Origin of the sequence: Desulfosporosinus paludis (genome assembly GCF_045689965.1) — a bacterium.
Taxonomy (GTDB): domain Bacteria; phylum Bacillota; class Desulfitobacteriia; order Desulfitobacteriales; family Desulfitobacteriaceae; genus Desulfosporosinus; species Desulfosporosinus paludis.
Genome location: NZ_CP144211.1, coordinates 1,364,711 through 1,380,350 on the forward strand (window position 1 = coordinate 1,364,711; position 15,640 = coordinate 1,380,350).

Genomic DNA, 15,640 nt, shown 5'->3' on the forward strand with positions numbered 1-15,640 from the left:
TTTTAATCGGGAATTTTTATGATTAGATTAAAGTTATATACAATAATCATTTCGCTATAGTATAATAAGGGCATAAAGTACTTTAATACTTAATATCAAAGTACTTTATGCCCTTAATTATATGGGGAATGTTAAATTAAGTACAATCTTTAGATCCCATTGACTAAATCGTTACTGCCGATAGGTCAGCCTCTTAAGGAGGGGGGAAAAAATGGAACTGCGACAGATCGAATATTTCTTGGAAGTAGCAAGATGTCTGAAATTTACCCAGGCTGCAAACAACCTTTATGTCAGCCAATCTACGCTCAGTGAACAGATCAGTAAGCTGGAACAAGAATTAGAGTGCCAATTCTTCGAAAGAAAAGGGAAACGAATTCATCTGACTGATGAAGGAATTTTTCTGAGAGATCGCTGTGAACATATTATTAAGTATTTAAACGACACCATCATTAGCCTCCAAAGCATAAGCGAAGGACTCAAATACAAAATTAACATCGGAGTATTGCCTACAATTGCCTTGTCCTGGCTGCCTCTATTTGTCGCCGAGTTTTCCGGGAAGCTCCGAGGAATCCAATGGTCCATTAAGGAAGAAGGCTCTGCCAAAATAGAAGTATCCTTGAAAAACTATGAAATCGATCTCGGAATAACTACCTTGCCTTCTAAAGATCCTTCTCTGTCGTCGACCATATTATATGAAGAGGAGTTAGTCCTAATTGTGCCGGAACAACACCGCTTGATGTCCTTGCCGAACCGCTGCTGTGATTTTGTAGATTTTAAAGATGAGCCGTTTATTATTTATGAAAAAGGGTTTCAATTGCGCGAAATTATTTTAAACAGTTTCTTTAAAGCCGGATACAAGCCCAATATCATAATGGAAGTGGAACGGACAGAATCAATTAAATCTCTAGTCGAAAGCGGCTGTGGTGTTGCCTTGGTCCCCAAAACCTGTGTCAACTATCCGAAACCCAGTCATCCTCATTATGTTACTTTATCCTCCAGCCCAGTTAGAACTGTCGGAATATTAACGAGGCATAAGGATTTCAATTTTTTAGCTGTTGATACCATAACATCCCATTTATTAAAATTCAGCTACGATATATTTACAAAATAGCTGTTATGGTTTAGTGCCTTACACAACTGACGATAACATCCATCATTTTATGAATTGAATCCATGTCTAAACTAATAGCGGAAACAAAGAACCGTGCGATTAAAGTTTTTTCGCACGGTTTTGTTTATAATCGGAATCAAGTGATTAAGCATTATCAGATCCATAAATAAACCAATAAACAACATGTTAAATAAGGTTCCCCACCCTAATCTCTCTCCAAGTACCGCGTTTAATAATACGAGAATTATTCCTACAGCTATACTTGCCTGACCCATAGTAATACTAATAAGGTGCGTCATTCCCTGATGAAAAACGTCCCACGGCGCAAGACCCAAGTTTGCATTAATCGTCAAAACTATTCCCATAGCATACAGAAAAAGACCTATGAAGAGTCTTATAACCTTTTGCATCATTTGTTTCAATACTTACCACCATTACCTTCTACAAATTCTATAACTACTATATCCCCGCTCTTTGACTGATTGTTAGGTTTGAAACATCTCTTTAATTAACAAATATTACATCAGAAATACGATTGCTTCGATAATAGGCCGTAAAACCCCATAGATATACCGTTTTCAATGGCAAGCACTTAGGTTGGTTTTCTTGTGGTGATTACTATCCTTGGTTTTGATCGGAAAATCCTTATATAAAAGGGTTGATTCTATTTTTAGGGTTATATGAATTTTGGGTTGAAGATTGAGCTTGACTAATTTCTGTAAGAGCTTCGCAAATCCTTAGGATACCTTCTTCTATTGTTTCCTGAGGACAGCGGGAATAACAAAGGCGGATTTTATCCTGGCCTCCGGTACTAACGTAAAACGCGTCACCCGGTAAGAAGGCAACTTTTTTTTCTGATGCCTTGCTCAGCAGGGTAGTGGCATTAATCCCTAAGGGCAATTGGCACCATAGGTAAAAACCACCCTTCGGCACATTCCAGGAAAGCCCCGGCGGGCTATATTTTTCTAAAGCTCTTAGCATAACATTTCTTTTCGAGGTATATTTATCTCTTACATTATGTAAATGTTCCTCGAGTAAACTCTGACGGCAGAATTCCGTTATCAGCCACTGCACAGTGGTTCCAGAGTGGAGGTCGGCATGTTGTTTAGCCAGCTCGAACATGTCAATCACAGATGAAGGTGCGACAATCCATCCAAGGCGTAGACCCGGGAAAAGGATTTTAGAGAAGGTGCTTAAATAGATCACGTGGTTATAGTCATCCATTGCTTTGAGGGATTGAACCCGAGGGGTATCGTAATAGAGTTCCCCGTAAGCATCGTCTTCGACAATCGGGACATGATAGCGGTACGCGAGTTGCAACAATTTCATGCGCCTGTCCGAAGCCATTGTCACTCCGGTAGGGTTTTGAAATGTTGACTGGGAATAGATAAACTTAGGGCGGTGCCGGGCCAGGATCTGCTCAAGTATATCTGTACATAATCCATTTTCATCGACTGGTACGGTAAGGATGTGAGCACCGGCTGCATTAAACACGCCGATAGCCCCGAGGTAAGTCGGTTCTTCCACTACGACGGCATCACCGGGTTCGAGAAAGATTTTAGCAAGCAAATCGAGGCCTTGCTGAGAACCGGAAATGATTATAATATTTTCCGGCTGGGTTTCGATCCCTCGTGCAGCCATAAATTCGGCAAGATATTCCCGGAGTGAATAAAGGCCCAACGTTGAACTGTATTCAAAAGGATATCCTTGACTCTTCATGATGAGATTTGAGTTTATTTGTGCAAATTTCTCCAAAGGGTAAGTTTCGAGAGCTGGTGCACCTGCCGCAAATGAAATGAGATCATCCTGGGCCAGGTGATCCAAAATATTGCTCAGCGCGGGGTTATACATTTTTTCGGATTGCCTGTTGTAGAAGTCTTTCCAGATCAGGGGCTGAACCGGGATATCCGGTTCTTTTACGTTTTCTAAGATGGCCATGGGCTTAACAATGGTTCCTTTGCCAACATGGGACTCAATCAGACCGTCTGCTTCCAGTTCTCGATAGGCATTGACGACCGTGCTACGATTCACTCCCAGAGTCGTTGCCAGTTTTCTTTCCGGGGGCAGGCAATATCCTGGGGGAAAAGTATGGGTTTGGATTAAGCGGCGGATTTGGTTTCGGATTTGCAGATAAAGAGAAATCTTGCTTTCACGATCAAGAATAATACGCAATGCCTTTCTCCTTCCTTAATCAATTTTGAAGAGCTAATCCAATAATTCCCCTTTTTAGTACTGAGACTGCCTGCCCTCCTATTCATCTATTTGTTAAACAATTGGGCCAGGCGTTTAATCCCTTCTTGAATTTGCAATGGGGAAGAGTTCGAAAAGTTTAACCTTAAGGTATTTAATCCTCCCCCTTTGGCGTAAAACGGGGCACCTGGAACATAGGCTACCTTAGCTTCAACAGCTTTGGGCAACAGACTTACAGTATTGAAGTGTTCCGGTAGACTCACCCATAAAAACATACCACCGGATGGTTCGGTCCAACTGACCTCGCCGGAAAAGTTTGCTTTCAGCTCTTTAAGCATAATATCCCGCCGGTGGCCGTATTCCTGACGAATCGTCTCAATATGCTTCTCGATTTGGGAATTGTTTAGGTAGTAGTGGGTCGTTCGTTGGAGAAGTGTACCCGTATGGAGGTCGGTTCCCTGTTTGGCTAAAACCAATTTGGCGATTATTTCCTTGGAGGCGACAACCCAGCCAAGTCGTAACCCTGGGGCAATCGTTTTGGAAAATGTTCCTAAATAGATAATCCTTTCAGCAGTGTCAAAAGATTTTACGGGTTGGATTACCGGTCCGCTGTAGCGGAGTTCCCCGTAAGGGTCATCTTCAATCAACGGAATATTGTACTTGGCAAGTATTTTTGCTAGATGCTGACGCCTTTCTAAACTAAGGGTGACTCCCGTGGGGTTTTTATAGGTCGGTGTCAAATAAATGAGTTTGGGCTGTTGGAGTTTAATTGCTGTTTCGAGGGCATCGACATTTATTCCTTCTTTATCGGTGGGGACTGTCAAAAAATTGGCCTGGTAACTGTAGAACGTTTGAATAGCTCCAAGATAGGTTGGATCTTCGACGGCAATAAGATCACCCGGGTTAATAAATAATTTCGCGATTAGATCCAACCCTTGTTGAGATCCATTGGTTAATAAAATGTTATCCGGGCTGACATGCATGCCCTTTTCCTTCATTTTTTCAGCGATATCTTCCCTTAATGGAAGATAGCCTTCTGTGGTGCTGTACTGGAGTACGGAAGGGTCATTTGCTCCTAATACGTGGTTATAGGCTTCCTGTATTTCCTGAATTGGAAATAATTCCGGCGCAGGCAGGCCGCCGGCTAATGAGATTACGTCCGGGCTCTCGGCGACTTTGAGTATTTCCCGAATGGCCGAACTTTCCATATGATTGACTCTTTCGGCAAAAGCATAGTTCATGATTAACTCCTCCTGAATATTATAGTTTTGGGCTTATTATATGGATTTATTCTATAACAGGCAACATCCAATTGGATGATTATTTTAGCCATCCAATTATGTGATATGAATACCTCAAGTCAAATGAGCGCTTTTCCCGCATTGCCCGTTCAGTTTGTTGCTCTTTAAATTTCTGCATCCGGTTTTGGATTTACTCAACTCCCCATCTTACATCAACTGATGACAAAACAGAATCCCAGGCCGGAAGAGCCTGGGAATGTATGGTATAGTTATTTTTCTTTAACTTCGTAGTAAAATCGTTTTGCCAGTCTGGGGATCATAATAGACTCTAAGTTTTTTTACCATTAACAGGTCAGCTTACGAAATTTCTCAACTTCTTTAACCACGATAGACCTGACTCGTTTATCGTATTTCTGGACGAAAGCATCCCAATGTCCACGCGTATCGAAAAATATCTGCTTTAAAACATTTGTTTCCATAAACTCAGAATACCAAGTTCCCAAGTAAAGGGGTACCCTTAGGTACCCAAAACTTATACTTTCTGATATATTAAAAAATCCCCCATCGCAATGATGAGGGAGTTAAGAGGATAAGGAAAGTGCAAATCTAATTCTTTCCACATGGATAATTTATTATCCATGAAAAGGGTTTTAAATTTCGGCTGATAACATTAAAAGAACCCCCATCCAACAGATGAAGGTAAATAGAGGAGAACAGAAAAAACAGGGATTACTAGATCATTTTACCCAAGAATCTAGGTGTTATACCGTTTATAGGGAAATAAATAGGCCCCGCCATTTCTGACGAGAGCGATATGTAATGAAAAGGAATGGTGTTCTCTGTTAGTTTGCCTGAAATTGGGCTCATTATGCAGGGTTAAGGAAACTATATGCAAAAGAAGAACTCCCATCGCCATTGACGGGAGCTTTGTAGGGGAGAATAGTGTGTAGAATCTATTTTACCCAAGGTTCTGGATTATTATACCATTAAAAAGGGCCCCACCGTTATTGATGGGAGCCAAGTAGGACGGTTGTTTTTGACAAGACCATTTTACCCGAGATTTTGAATTATTATGCTGCCGCGATCATGATATCTTAATGTAAGCCCTCCCACCGTTCCCGCGAGGGCCAAATGAGTTAGACCTTCCACAAGCATCCACTTACATGTATTCAGTTGAAGCCTAATTTGAGATGGGATAAAAACTAGAGCTTTATTAAATTAAGATTCAATTGGTTTATTAAAGGCTGTACCATTTTGCCAACATTTAACATATTATGTATTATCTCTTAGCAAAGGAGGAACTGCAAATGGCATTCGGTGGTGTTGATGGAGATTTTCGTCGTGGCGAAAGATTTGAAGGAATCGCAATTGTTGTCGTAATTATTCTATTGCTTATCGCACTGGGAATCGTATTTTAAATTCGAAAGGAAGGAAATCAAATGTACGGAATGGGTTATAGTGGTATGGGCGGAGTATGCGGCGGCGGCACAGGTGTCGGCGTAGGCGTAGGGATTATCGCTATTGCTATTTTGATTCTTATCGCTTTAGGCGTTATTTTCTAAAGAGAATATTGTTCAACTAATTTGCCCCCCTCAATATTGCGTGCGGGATTATTACACTCCACGGACTGTCCCCGTGATTCATCCAGTTGTAAATGTCAATTCAGCTAATCATAGGATTCGCCAATCGTCTCTTCTTCTAAATGAATTCAGGCGGAAATCCTTGAAGGACGTAACGATAAAGCTCCGTTACGCCCTCTTCTGCATTTTCCATACACATAGACATTCGCTGGTTCCCTCTTTGCAAAAAGAAAATCCCTCACTAGGAGGGTAGTATAGGAGGATGAACAAAAAAGACTTTATATGTTAACTGCTTAGCGGATAACTGTCTATTGTTAAGATGGACTTATTCGCTGTAAAGCAGCGCTCTCGACAAGAAGGGTACAATACCAATCAGCAGTAGAAGAATAATTAATTTCATGTATAAGCTACATCCTTTTTTGATAAATTGTTCAATGCATACCTCTTATGTATTGTCTATAGTCTCATCATAAACTATATTTGTTACCATTCTATGAACTTTATATGAACAATGCGTTAAACCTTATAATGGAGAAATTAACTCTAATGGTTAGGTCAAAAATGGGTAAGCGCAAAGGAGAATGCTGCAACAGCACCTGCAACACCTGCAAAAAACAAATAATGCAATTTCTTTTTGAGTCAGATGAAATGGTGTGACAGCCATAATAACCCTTTGGGGTTCTTATGCTCCATTTTAAATCCACTCACAATTTCTGCTCCTTTCAATCAAACCTATTCTTTTTGTTTTTCTATTCTTTTAAAGCTATCCGCCCATTCTCTTACTCTACGAACGCTCTCTTCTTCCGATAAGTCCTCAATTCTGGTCATAATGGTCCACCTTACGCCAAAAGGATCTAACATGCTTCCGAATCGGTCACCTGAAACAAAATTGGCAATCGGCTCCCTGACCTTTGCTCCTCTTGCCACTGCATTTTCAAATACCTGATCAACATCAGCAACGTAAATTGCTATAGAATAGCATGCATTATCCTCATCCGGCGGTAAGACCAATTTATATGCCGGATTCGCTGCTCCCAACTGTAAAAAGCCATTCCCAAAATCCAATTCCGCATGAACAACTATTTTATTGCCATTCCCATCAGGAAATTCAGTAATATCCTTAATCCTTGCATTGAAAACAGTTTTATAGAACTCTATTGCTTCAGAAGGATTCTTTATTACTATAAATGGAGTAATAGATGTAAAACCGTCAGGTGTTCCATTCTTTGTATATCTACCTGACACTCCTATATTTTTATTATCAGTCATTTTTATTCCTCCTTAATTAGCCATAACAGCTCCACACTTTTAACCTCAATATTGGATTGAATTCATCAACTCATAAAAATATTCGGATTTATGAGTTCTATAAAGATTGTACCAGGTATCTAATGTCTTTGTAGAAAACACATCCAAAGCTTTCAAGACATGTACGGAAAATTCCAACGGAGCTATTCCGGAAGCAGTTATCAGTTTTCCGTCAGTTACGGCAGACTCCTGCTTATAGTACTTTTCTCCCGCATAGTTTGGGCAGATTATTTCAAGATATTCCAAGTCATTGCTCGTATGCCAGCTCGAATCCAGCAGTCCTTTCCGAGCAAGACCTATTGTAGAACCACAAATCTCAGCTACAATAATACCTTCCTTTAAACACTGCTCTGCCTTTGACAAAATAGGTTCATGAACTGTTTCTGTCCATGTATCTCCGCCAGGTAAAATCAAGGTATCTTCGTTTTCGATGCTGCAATCATCAAGTTCTATATCCGGTAATATTTTTAGGCCCCCCTTTGTAATAACAGGAGTCTTTTTAGTTCCGACCGTAACGATTTTTGATGGGGTTAAGCCTTTCTTATAGTATCTTCCGGAGTTCAGTTCAGCAGTTAAATAACCTACTTCCCAATCAGCCATTGTATCAAATACATAAAGATATACAGTATTATTATTCATACGCATGTCCTCCATTTTTTAATTTTTCAAGCGCTAATCAAACATCCATCCATGATAAAGAACGATGTTTATCTTCATAATAAAACAGCTTCACTGACAACTACTGTCAGTGAAGCTATCATAATTGATAATATTCCATTAATTCCGATGCAACAGAAACAAGCTTTTTCTTTAAACTCTGCGGTTCAATCACTTGAATAGCCTTTCCGTAAGATAGAAGAAAATAAGGTACATATGCTTGAAGTGCTCTTTCGTCAAGTAAAAAACTGCTTGATTTGACGTACGCTCTTTCAGGTGATGACCTAAAAACCAATGAATGCACAAATTTTGCGTCCGCTGTATCCGAAAAATCCGTTCAGCCCGAAAGCTTCTAATTTCGTTTCGAAGATGGCAAAATCCAACCGTATACCATTTATTGTTCCAATAGAGCATTCCATAAGGGTCAATCACTCTTGACCGGGGTTGTTCTTCGCGGCTTGTACGGTATTCAATTTCTACAGAATATTCGTTTGCTATAGCCAGCTCCAGTTCTTCCAATGTCAGCTTAACAGACGGGGCAATATCACGGTTTATCACTTCGAAACCGGCTAAGTGGCGATTGAGGATACTTTCCTGTTCCCGGTTTGAATACATTTTTAATTTTTGTGTTGCATCGTTTAACGACTCACTGAAAGGGTATCCCGCTTCGTTGGCAAATACGGCAGCATGAAGCAGCGCTTTTTGTTCTTCAATATCGAAAAACAAAGGTGCATGCATAAAATTGTTCAGTAAACTATATCCACCATTCTGTCCTGTATCTGATACAATCGGTACTCCGCTTGCGCAGAGCGAATCAATATAACGATAAACGGTTCGTATAGTTATCTCTAATTTTTCCGCTATTTGCTTCGCAGTTATTTTTGATCCAGAATTAAGCATCCATAGAATCGCCAGCATATTATCGTTTTTTGCCATTGGACATCCTCCTCTCCTACCTTTATTCCATCCTACCCAATACCTCGTGTCGTCTATGAAAACGGCCAAAAAAACGGGCCAAAATTTGCACTTTTTTTCCTCGATTTTTGCTCATTTTTCGCTTAATTTCCAAAAAACTTCATAAACTAATATTAATATCAGTATCTGAATGTAGATTCCTTTTTTTCTCTAAAATTTTTCCATTAAATTCTCTATATACCATAGCAGTTGTGTAAAGAACCGCTATTACATATAATGAAATCACGAAGGAGGCATAGAAATGATTAACAAGTTTGGAAAAGTAATGGTATATGTAAAAGACCCGCAGGCTGTGGCCGATTTTTGGACTGAAAAGATTGGCTTTACAGAAGTGGGGCAACAAGAAATGAATAATCAGGTGCTGTCTATAGAGCTTGCGCCAAATGAAACTTCAGATTGCCACTTGGTGTTGTTTAATCGCGCAATTGTAGAAGAAATGTCTGGGGGCATTTCTTTAGAAACGCCATCTATTCTATTTGGCAGCTATGACATAGACACCATGCGGAGCGACCTTATAGCCAAAGGAGTAACGGTTGGAGAAATTATGGAGATGAGCAGCCGAACCTTTAACTTTGCAGATGTTGAAGGGAATTATTTTGCAGTAGAAGAAATAAATAGCTAATTCGTTACTTCTTTGAAGGTGTTTTACTATAGTAAAGCAAGGATTATCCTTTAAAAATGTAACCCCTTGGTAATGTTTATTTTCTCTCATATCCCGATACATTGTGGGTTTTAATATTAATTACCTCTATCTTTAGGCAGGAACAATTTTAAGCCGTCCCCGCCTTATATTAATCAAAGTATAAAATCCGCTGATTCATCACGCTGTGCTGGCAGCAGTTATGTCGATGGTGGCGCCAGACGGCACACCCAGTCCCGCTTTAGCGCTAGAGCTGGCATTCAGTGTATTTGTGCCACTAAGAGTCAAGTTTACCGTCGTGTTGTTCCCTATCGAGAACGGACAGGCACTGTTGGTGTTGATATTGGCGTTTTCCAAGGTGATATCTAAGATACCGAGGTTCGGGTCTACCGTCATATAATTTGTGGTTGGGTTACTTGGACTGCTATCGGTCATTAAATCCGTTTCGCCCGATACGGCAACAGCCCCGCCTGTCCACTTAGCCAGCACGACAGCCGCAGCTTTGGCGGCACTGACCGAAAAAGGCGAACACCGATCAGGCAAATGATTTTCAAAAACCAGGGGGTGGCGCAAATTACTTTTTTAAGTAGTTTTGCGCCACCCCATTTTAATTAGAGGATATTAATTTGAAGCTACTCTTTTTGGCTCTTATGTCAATAAGGTAAAAATAAACCGGCAGACTTTTGAGGAATTATCCAAGTTTGCTGTTAGATAGTAAATCACTAAAGTTTTCAGCAAACTGCATTACAACTGTTTGTACTTCCCCTAATTTTTCTGGCTTTAGCAAAGCCATCATTTTAGGAATAAACTGCAAAATATCATCCTGTGTAAAATTGCCTTCCGTAAGCTTCTTAAAGTTTTCAACAAGTAATCCCTTTGCTTCCTCTACCTTGTCATCTTTAACTCTTTCTAAAATAAAACTCAGAAATTGTTCCTGTCCGTGATTCATATTAACCTCCATTAAGCTTTATAACATTTCATAGTATATCACAAATTATTAGGACGGTCACAGCTTGTCATTCCTGATTCCGGGCTGTGCCCTCCAGAACAGTATTTTCATATAATGTACAAGTAAAATTTTCATATTCAAAAACTTTTGATTCTGTGCTTTAGGAGACTATTCGAAATGAGATCATTTGTTAGCAAAAGTGAAAAAAGCTTCGAAATAATAGCTCATCGTGGTTACCAACTTCTTTTCCCAGAAAACACATTAGTGGCTTTCCGTAAAGCCTTGAGTTTAGGCGCTGATGGTATTGAGCTTGACGTTCAAATGAGTTTTGATAAAGTTCCTGTGGTAATTCATGACGAAACACTAGACCGAACTACTAACGGCTTCGGGCCAGTCACGACATTGACGTTCCGGGATCTAAAACAACTTGACGCCGGAGCTAAATTCTCGAATACCTATCGTGGAGAGAAAATCCCTTCACTTCGTGAAGCACTTCTAACAATTAAAAATAAGGGGAAAATGTATGTTGAGTTAAAGAAAACAGTTACCCCTCCTGACATTGAGCGCATCCTTTATGAAATCTATAGATGTGGCATGGAAAATTATATAACGGTTATTTCCTTTGATTTTGAACAATTGGAGATATTCCGTCATCTAAATTCATTAATCCCTTTAGGAAAACTTCTTTTACCTGACGATTTTAATATTGAAAGAATGAAAAAGGCCAATATTACTTTGGCTTGTGCGCCCTATCAAGCATTTATAGAAATGCCTCAATTGCTTCCTTTGCTTAAGGTTAATCATCTTGTCCCAAATGTTTACGGAATCACTAACCGTTGTACAGCTAGATATTTTCTTCAGAATGGTATTAATATTCTTAGTAGCGATGTCGCCATATAAAGAACTCATAGCCAATGAACAAAGTACCTATTTCCCCACACCCTCCAACGCTCCCGGAAAGTATTCTTTAATAAATTTAAATATCCGCCATAAATACTTTTAAGAGAAAGGAAAAGACGCTATTTCAGCGTCATCGTATGACGGCAACCCGGCTCCAGTCACTTTACTTTTAACGGATTTTGCCTAGCTTTCTTCCGCTCCGGCTGACCAGCTGAACCCGGAAGCCTTTCCGGCTCTGCCGCACTGTCGCGGCCATAAAGCCAAAGAACATCGCGGACCACACCCCGGCCGTGATGAGAATTCCCAGCAGACTGCGTATTACGGGAGCCCAGAAAAGGGGCCGGCTGAGTAAATATAAGGTATAAAGAAAACCTGACCCGATTCCACCCTGATAGGTAACCGGCGGGAGCCCTCGCAGAGTGGCCACAAACTCGCCCGGCGGCATGAGATAAAGCAGGCCCAGACCCAGAACTAAGATGAAAATAAAATTGATGAGATACATCAGCAAAGAAGCGCCGGGAGAAATCCGCTGCTTGGGAGAATCCGGATTATAGCGGCTATTGTTGATAGAGTAAAAAAGCCCAATGGCGCTTGAACCCATGCTCAAAAGCACGGCCGCTAAAACCAGCGCCCCAATCAGCGACGGAGATAGGCCCAAGGAAACCGCCGTACCGACCAACAAAGCTTCCATCAACACCAGAGTAGGCAGCACCGCCGCCGTCAGTTTGCCCCAGACCACCGGCCAGCCGGCCAGCGGCACACTGTTGAGCAGCCAGTCCGACTCCCCTTCCCGGCCAAAGGATTGCAGTGCCAGGTTGCCGCTGAACATCACCGTATACATGATAAGCACCGTGATCAGGGAAGAGCGTGAGGATCGGTCGTTGGCAAACAAATGCTGAAGGATGAAAACGCCCATGATGATTAAAGGCACCAAATAACCGAACCATTCGCGGGTATCGCGCTTCAAATAAAGCAAATCCTTTTTGGCAATCGCCCACATCCCTGCCCAAGGGGAAGCGGTTCCCGCGCTCACTTCATGGTTAAACGCCAATACCCGGCTTTTCAGCGGTGGGTTCTTCTTAGCGCCCGCTTCCGCAGGGCGCCGTCTGCGGCGCCTTCCGCCTTCACCCTGGCTCAGGGAAATAAAGCCTCTGCGGAAGCCGCGCTCCACCAGCACAAAGGCCAAGCTGAAAAGCAAAACACCCAAGGCCAGCAGAAGCACACTCCAGCCCAGGCCGCTCAGAAAATCCCCGCTAATCCCCGAGACCAGCGCCAGCGAACCCCAGCCCCAAGGAAAATAATTCATCACTTGAATCAGTTGATTATGGCCGCTGAGCCAGCTGTCCAGGCTGAACTTCTGGCCGTTGCCCACCAGCATCCTGGGAATTTGAGCGGTTACGGCGATGAGAATTCCGGTCAGCGCCCCAATAAAACCAACCGCTTCTTTGCTGCGGTGAGGCGGCACAATCCGCATGACCACCAAATTAAGCAGTTCCGCTATCGCCGTACCGCTAACCCACAGTCCGATGCCCACCAGCAAAACCATGAGGTAGTAGGCGGCCGCGGCCTGAAAAAGCAGGCCGTAAAAAATTCCCGGCAGAAAGGCCAACAAAAACACGGTCAATAAATTGCTCGCCATGACGCTCAGAGACTTAACAGCAAAAACGGCTTTCAGGGAAACCGGCGCCACGAAGAGGGTCTCCAAATCCTCGGACATATACAGGGCGGCAAAAGCCGCCGTGATCCCGAAAAAGATCTGGCCCATTAAACCGCCCATAAACAACAAGGAAAGAAATCCCTGGGCGGTTTGCGGCGACAGGACTTTTAAGGCCCCATAAGCCAAAGCGCCTAAGGAGACAAGGATCGAGAGAAGCACCAGGGTAAAGATGAGCATCGCGATGATGGCCCTGGGCGGGCGGTGGCGCAGATTATTCCAGAAAACCCGCAGCTGGTTTTTCAGCAGCAAGCCAAAATCCTGGGTGAAAGACTGACGGTGCGGCAGCTCGGTCAGCGGCGGAGGTAACGTGATTTTCATGCCTATCCCTCCTCCAGACCTTTGATCAGTTCCGCTTCCTCATGACCGCCGGTCAGCTCCAGGAAAATATCCTCCAGGCTCTCCTGCTCATGGCCCACTTGCCGGCGCAGTTCTTCCGGACTGCCCTGAGCAATCAGGTCGCCGTTTTTTAAAATAGCGACCCGATGGCACATTCTTTCGGCAATCTCCAGAATGTGCGTGGAAACAAAAACTGCCGCTCCCTGCCGGGCCATCTCCTGCAGAATATCCTTGAGCAGGCGGGCGCTGGCCGGGTCCAGCCCCACCGTGGGCTCGTCCAGCAGAATAACTCTCGGCTGATGAATAAGCGCTGAAGCCAGAACAACTTTCTGGCGCATTCCGTGGGAATATCCCTCCAACAATTCATCCGCCCGTTCCTCCAGGCCGAACATTTCCAGCAGCTGTCCGATTCTCGGTTTGACAGACTCCAGAGGAATGCGGTAAAGCGCGGCGATCAGCTTTAAAAATTCCCGGGCTGAAAGCTTGCTGTATAACTTCGGCTGATCCGGAACATAAGCCATGAGGGCCTTGGCCTGAGTTGACTGCTTGGCTATATCATAGCCGCAGATAAAGGCCTCTCCTGCCGAAGGCTCCAGCAATCCGGTCAGCATTTTGATGGTTGTTGTCTTCCCTGAACCGTTGGGGCCTAAGAAGCCGAATATTTCTCCGCCCCTAACCTCCAGATTTAAGCCTTTGACCACCGGCTCAGAGCCGTAACGCTTGGTCAATTGATTTGCCTTGATTAAAACATCTCCTATGTTAAAGCTCACTTCGCTAAAGCTCCCTTCACCCGACTATTTCTTCTCCTTACTTTAACATAAACTTGAAAGATATATGTGGAAGCAAAGAAATTTAATAAAAAAGAGCCTGCCCCTGCCTTTGAATTTTGGATTTGACAAGCGAGCATTACTGGACTTTCCACTGTCATGCAATTTTTATAAGAGACAAAGTTTAACCTTTAAACGCTGTATGGACTATGCCTGTACATGGTTAACGAAGCAAGTCCTCCCAATGGATATTGGCGGATAAAATGTCTACAAAGCCCTGCAGGCCCCGCCGGTCCTCTTCGTTGAATCTGGCTTTGACGGGGCTGTCGATATCCAGGACGCCAATCAATGTATCATCCTTGCTTATTGGTATGACGATTTCTGAGGCGGAAGCTCCATCACAAGCTATGTGTTACAAATATCTTCATGAATTAATTCACTCCAATTCAAATAATTTTATTTTTTAACTCTTTTTTGCTATATTACTAATATATCAAGGTAAAGATAGTTCAACCATATTGTGGTTATCCTACGATTGAGAGTAGTAGGATACGATGAAGGCAGTTATCAAACTATCCTGATTTGAAATTAATGATTTATACTGCCTCACCTTCTACAGCAGAAAAGTTTAAACAAAAAATATATTCATATTCACTAAATGAATAGGAGGATTACCATGAAAAAGATTAAAATTCAAAATCAACCCTTTGGTCCTTTTCCAACGATGATTATTGGAGCAGATGTTAATGGAAAGCCCAATTATGTCACTGTGGGAGCATGTGGAGTGGTAAGTATGAAGCCAGTGCTTTATGTTTCATTAAAAAGCACCCATTATACAACGCCAGGGGTCAAGGAAAACGGGTACTTTAGCGTGAACATTCCTCCGATTTCCATAGTTGAACCGACAGATTATTGTGGAATTGTGTCAGGGAAAACAGTCGATAAGTCAGGCTTATTTACTCCCTTCTATGACGAATTAGGAAGAGCACCTATGATCAAAGAATGCTCCATGAATTTCCTCTGCAAAGTTATTCAGGTTATTCCTTTATTCGATTTTGAAATGTTTTTAGGGGAGATTGTTGCCGTATATGTTAATGAGGACTGCACCACTGATGGCAAGCCAGACCCGCTAAAACTGAATCCCATTATTATGATGGGGGCTAGCTATTATAGCTTAAATGAGGCCGTAGGGAATCTTTTTAGAACAGGGGTAAAGCTATCGGAGAATAAATAAAAAACCTTTATAAAACGATGAATAGTATAACTCCT

General features: G+C 42.3%; 16 protein-coding genes and 1 pseudogene. 5 read left to right on the top strand and 12 right to left on the bottom strand.

The annotated features are described in order from the left end of the window. The first annotated feature begins 211 nt into the window (after positions 1-211). Positions 212-1,111 (top strand): LysR family transcriptional regulator, encoded by a 900-nt coding sequence (locus tag VZF35_RS07075; RefSeq protein ID WP_407312270.1) that lies wholly within the window; start codon positions 212-214, stop codon positions 1,109-1,111. A 71-nt stretch (positions 1,112-1,182) separates the two neighbouring features. Here the strand turns inward: VZF35_RS07075 and VZF35_RS07080 are convergent, their stop codons facing one another. The 4 genes from VZF35_RS07080 to VZF35_RS07095 form a co-directional block, all read right to left on the bottom strand. Then, a complete protein-coding gene (locus tag VZF35_RS07080; protein ID WP_407312272.1) occupies positions 1,183-1,533 on the bottom strand; it encodes a YczE/YyaS/YitT family protein in 351 nt (116 codons plus the stop codon). Positions 1,534-1,756: 223 nt separating this feature from the next. Further along, positions 1,757-3,283 (bottom strand): PLP-dependent aminotransferase family protein, encoded by a 1,527-nt coding sequence (locus tag VZF35_RS07085; protein ID WP_407312273.1) that lies wholly within the window; start codon positions 3,281-3,283, stop codon positions 1,757-1,759. Positions 3,284-3,369: 86 nt separating this feature from the next. Further along, a complete protein-coding gene (locus tag VZF35_RS07090) occupies positions 3,370-4,542 on the bottom strand; it encodes a PLP-dependent aminotransferase family protein (protein WP_407312275.1) in 1,173 nt (390 codons plus the stop codon). Between the two features lie 344 nt (positions 4,543-4,886). Then, complete coding sequence (locus VZF35_RS07095; protein WP_407312277.1) at positions 4,887-5,021, bottom strand: hypothetical protein; 135 nt, start codon at positions 5,019-5,021, stop codon at positions 4,887-4,889. A gap of 960 nt (positions 5,022-5,981) precedes the next feature. Between VZF35_RS07095 and VZF35_RS07100 the strand changes: the two genes are divergently transcribed. Continuing rightward, positions 5,982-6,104, top strand: a complete 123-nt coding sequence (locus VZF35_RS07100; RefSeq protein ID WP_407312279.1) for a hypothetical protein — start codon at positions 5,982-5,984, stop codon at positions 6,102-6,104. 750 nt (positions 6,105-6,854) lie between these two features. Here VZF35_RS07100 and VZF35_RS07105 read toward each other — a convergent pair. The 3 genes and pseudogenes from VZF35_RS07105 to VZF35_RS07115 all read right to left on the bottom strand — a co-directional run bounded on the left by VZF35_RS07105 (position 6,855) and on the right by VZF35_RS07115 (position 9,023). Then, positions 6,855-7,391 carry a VOC family protein gene (locus VZF35_RS07105; RefSeq protein ID WP_407312281.1) on the bottom strand — a complete coding sequence of 179 codons (537 nt, stop codon included), beginning with the start codon at positions 7,389-7,391 and terminating at the stop codon, positions 6,855-6,857. A 45-nt stretch (positions 7,392-7,436) separates the two neighbouring features. Further along, positions 7,437-8,069, bottom strand: a complete 633-nt coding sequence (locus VZF35_RS07110; protein ID WP_407312283.1) for a type 1 glutamine amidotransferase family protein — start codon at positions 8,067-8,069, stop codon at positions 7,437-7,439. A 118-nt stretch (positions 8,070-8,187) separates the two neighbouring features. Beyond that, positions 8,188-9,023, bottom strand: a pseudogene (locus VZF35_RS07115) (helix-turn-helix transcriptional regulator). 280 nt (positions 9,024-9,303) lie between these two features. Here VZF35_RS07115 and VZF35_RS07120 point away from each other — a divergent pair. Continuing rightward, positions 9,304-9,684, top strand: a complete 381-nt coding sequence (locus tag VZF35_RS07120; RefSeq protein WP_407312285.1) for a VOC family protein — start codon at positions 9,304-9,306, stop codon at positions 9,682-9,684. A 198-nt stretch (positions 9,685-9,882) separates the two neighbouring features. On the opposite strand, the gene VZF35_RS07125 is transcribed toward VZF35_RS07120, so the two are convergent. Further along, positions 9,883-10,245, bottom strand: coding sequence for a hypothetical protein (locus VZF35_RS07125; protein WP_407312287.1), 363 nt, complete (start codon positions 10,243-10,245; stop codon positions 9,883-9,885). A gap of 148 nt (positions 10,246-10,393) precedes the next feature. Then, positions 10,394-10,651 (bottom strand): hypothetical protein, encoded by a 258-nt coding sequence (locus VZF35_RS07130; protein ID WP_407312289.1) that lies wholly within the window; start codon positions 10,649-10,651, stop codon positions 10,394-10,396. 177 nt (positions 10,652-10,828) lie between these two features. Here VZF35_RS07130 and VZF35_RS07135 point away from each other — a divergent pair, with 177 nt between their 5' ends. Beyond that, positions 10,829-11,551: a glycerophosphodiester phosphodiesterase gene (locus VZF35_RS07135; RefSeq protein WP_407312291.1), complete on the top strand. Its 723-nt coding sequence runs from the start codon at positions 10,829-10,831 to the stop codon at positions 11,549-11,551. A 169-nt stretch (positions 11,552-11,720) separates the two neighbouring features. Here the strand turns inward: VZF35_RS07135 and VZF35_RS07140 are convergent, their stop codons facing one another. From VZF35_RS07140 to VZF35_RS07150, 3 genes are all read right to left on the bottom strand, one after another. Further along, positions 11,721-13,586, bottom strand: coding sequence for a putative ABC transporter permease subunit (locus VZF35_RS07140; RefSeq protein ID WP_407312293.1), 1,866 nt, complete (start codon positions 13,584-13,586; stop codon positions 11,721-11,723). 2 nt (positions 13,587-13,588) lie between these two features. Next, complete coding sequence (locus VZF35_RS07145; RefSeq protein WP_407314511.1) at positions 13,589-14,362, bottom strand: ABC transporter ATP-binding protein; 774 nt, start codon at positions 14,360-14,362, stop codon at positions 13,589-13,591. A 232-nt stretch (positions 14,363-14,594) separates the two neighbouring features. Then, positions 14,595-14,780, bottom strand: a complete 186-nt coding sequence (locus tag VZF35_RS07150) for a GAF domain-containing protein (protein ID WP_407314513.1) — start codon at positions 14,778-14,780, stop codon at positions 14,595-14,597. 267 nt (positions 14,781-15,047) lie between these two features. Here VZF35_RS07150 and VZF35_RS07155 point away from each other — a divergent pair, with 267 nt between their 5' ends. Beyond that, entirely contained in the window at positions 15,048-15,605 is a 558-nt protein-coding gene (locus tag VZF35_RS07155; protein WP_407312294.1) for a flavin reductase family protein, read from the top strand. The last annotated feature ends 35 nt before the right edge of the window (positions 15,606-15,640 follow it).

Excerpts from the sequence above, each read along its gene's own strand:
- VZF35_RS07075 (WP_407312270.1), top strand. The coding sequence starts at position 212 with ATGGAACTGCGACAGATCGAATATTTCTTGGAAGTAGCAAGATGTCTG.
- VZF35_RS07105 (WP_407312281.1), bottom strand. The coding sequence starts at position 7,391 with ATGACTGATAATAAAAATATAGGAGTGTCAGGTAGATATACAAAGAAT.
- VZF35_RS07155 (WP_407312294.1), top strand. The coding sequence starts at position 15,048 with ATGAAAAAGATTAAAATTCAAAATCAACCCTTTGGTCCTTTTCCAACG.
- VZF35_RS07130 (WP_407312289.1), bottom strand. The coding sequence starts at position 10,651 with ATGAATCACGGACAGGAACAATTTCTGAGTTTTATTTTAGAAAGAGTT.
- VZF35_RS07090 (WP_407312275.1), bottom strand. The coding sequence starts at position 4,542 with ATGAACTATGCTTTTGCCGAAAGAGTCAATCATATGGAAAGTTCGGCC.
- VZF35_RS07135 (WP_407312291.1), top strand. The coding sequence starts at position 10,829 with ATGAGATCATTTGTTAGCAAAAGTGAAAAAAGCTTCGAAATAATAGCT.
- VZF35_RS07095 (WP_407312277.1), bottom strand. The coding sequence starts at position 5,021 with ATGGAAACAAATGTTTTAAAGCAGATATTTTTCGATACGCGTGGACAT.
- VZF35_RS07100 (WP_407312279.1), top strand. The coding sequence starts at position 5,982 with ATGTACGGAATGGGTTATAGTGGTATGGGCGGAGTATGCGGCGGCGGC.
- VZF35_RS07140 (WP_407312293.1), bottom strand. The coding sequence starts at position 13,586 with ATGAAAATCACGTTACCTCCGCCGCTGACCGAGCTGCCGCACCGTCAG.
- VZF35_RS07120 (WP_407312285.1), top strand. The coding sequence starts at position 9,304 with ATGATTAACAAGTTTGGAAAAGTAATGGTATATGTAAAAGACCCGCAG.
- VZF35_RS07110 (WP_407312283.1), bottom strand. The coding sequence starts at position 8,069 with ATGAATAATAATACTGTATATCTTTATGTATTTGATACAATGGCTGAT.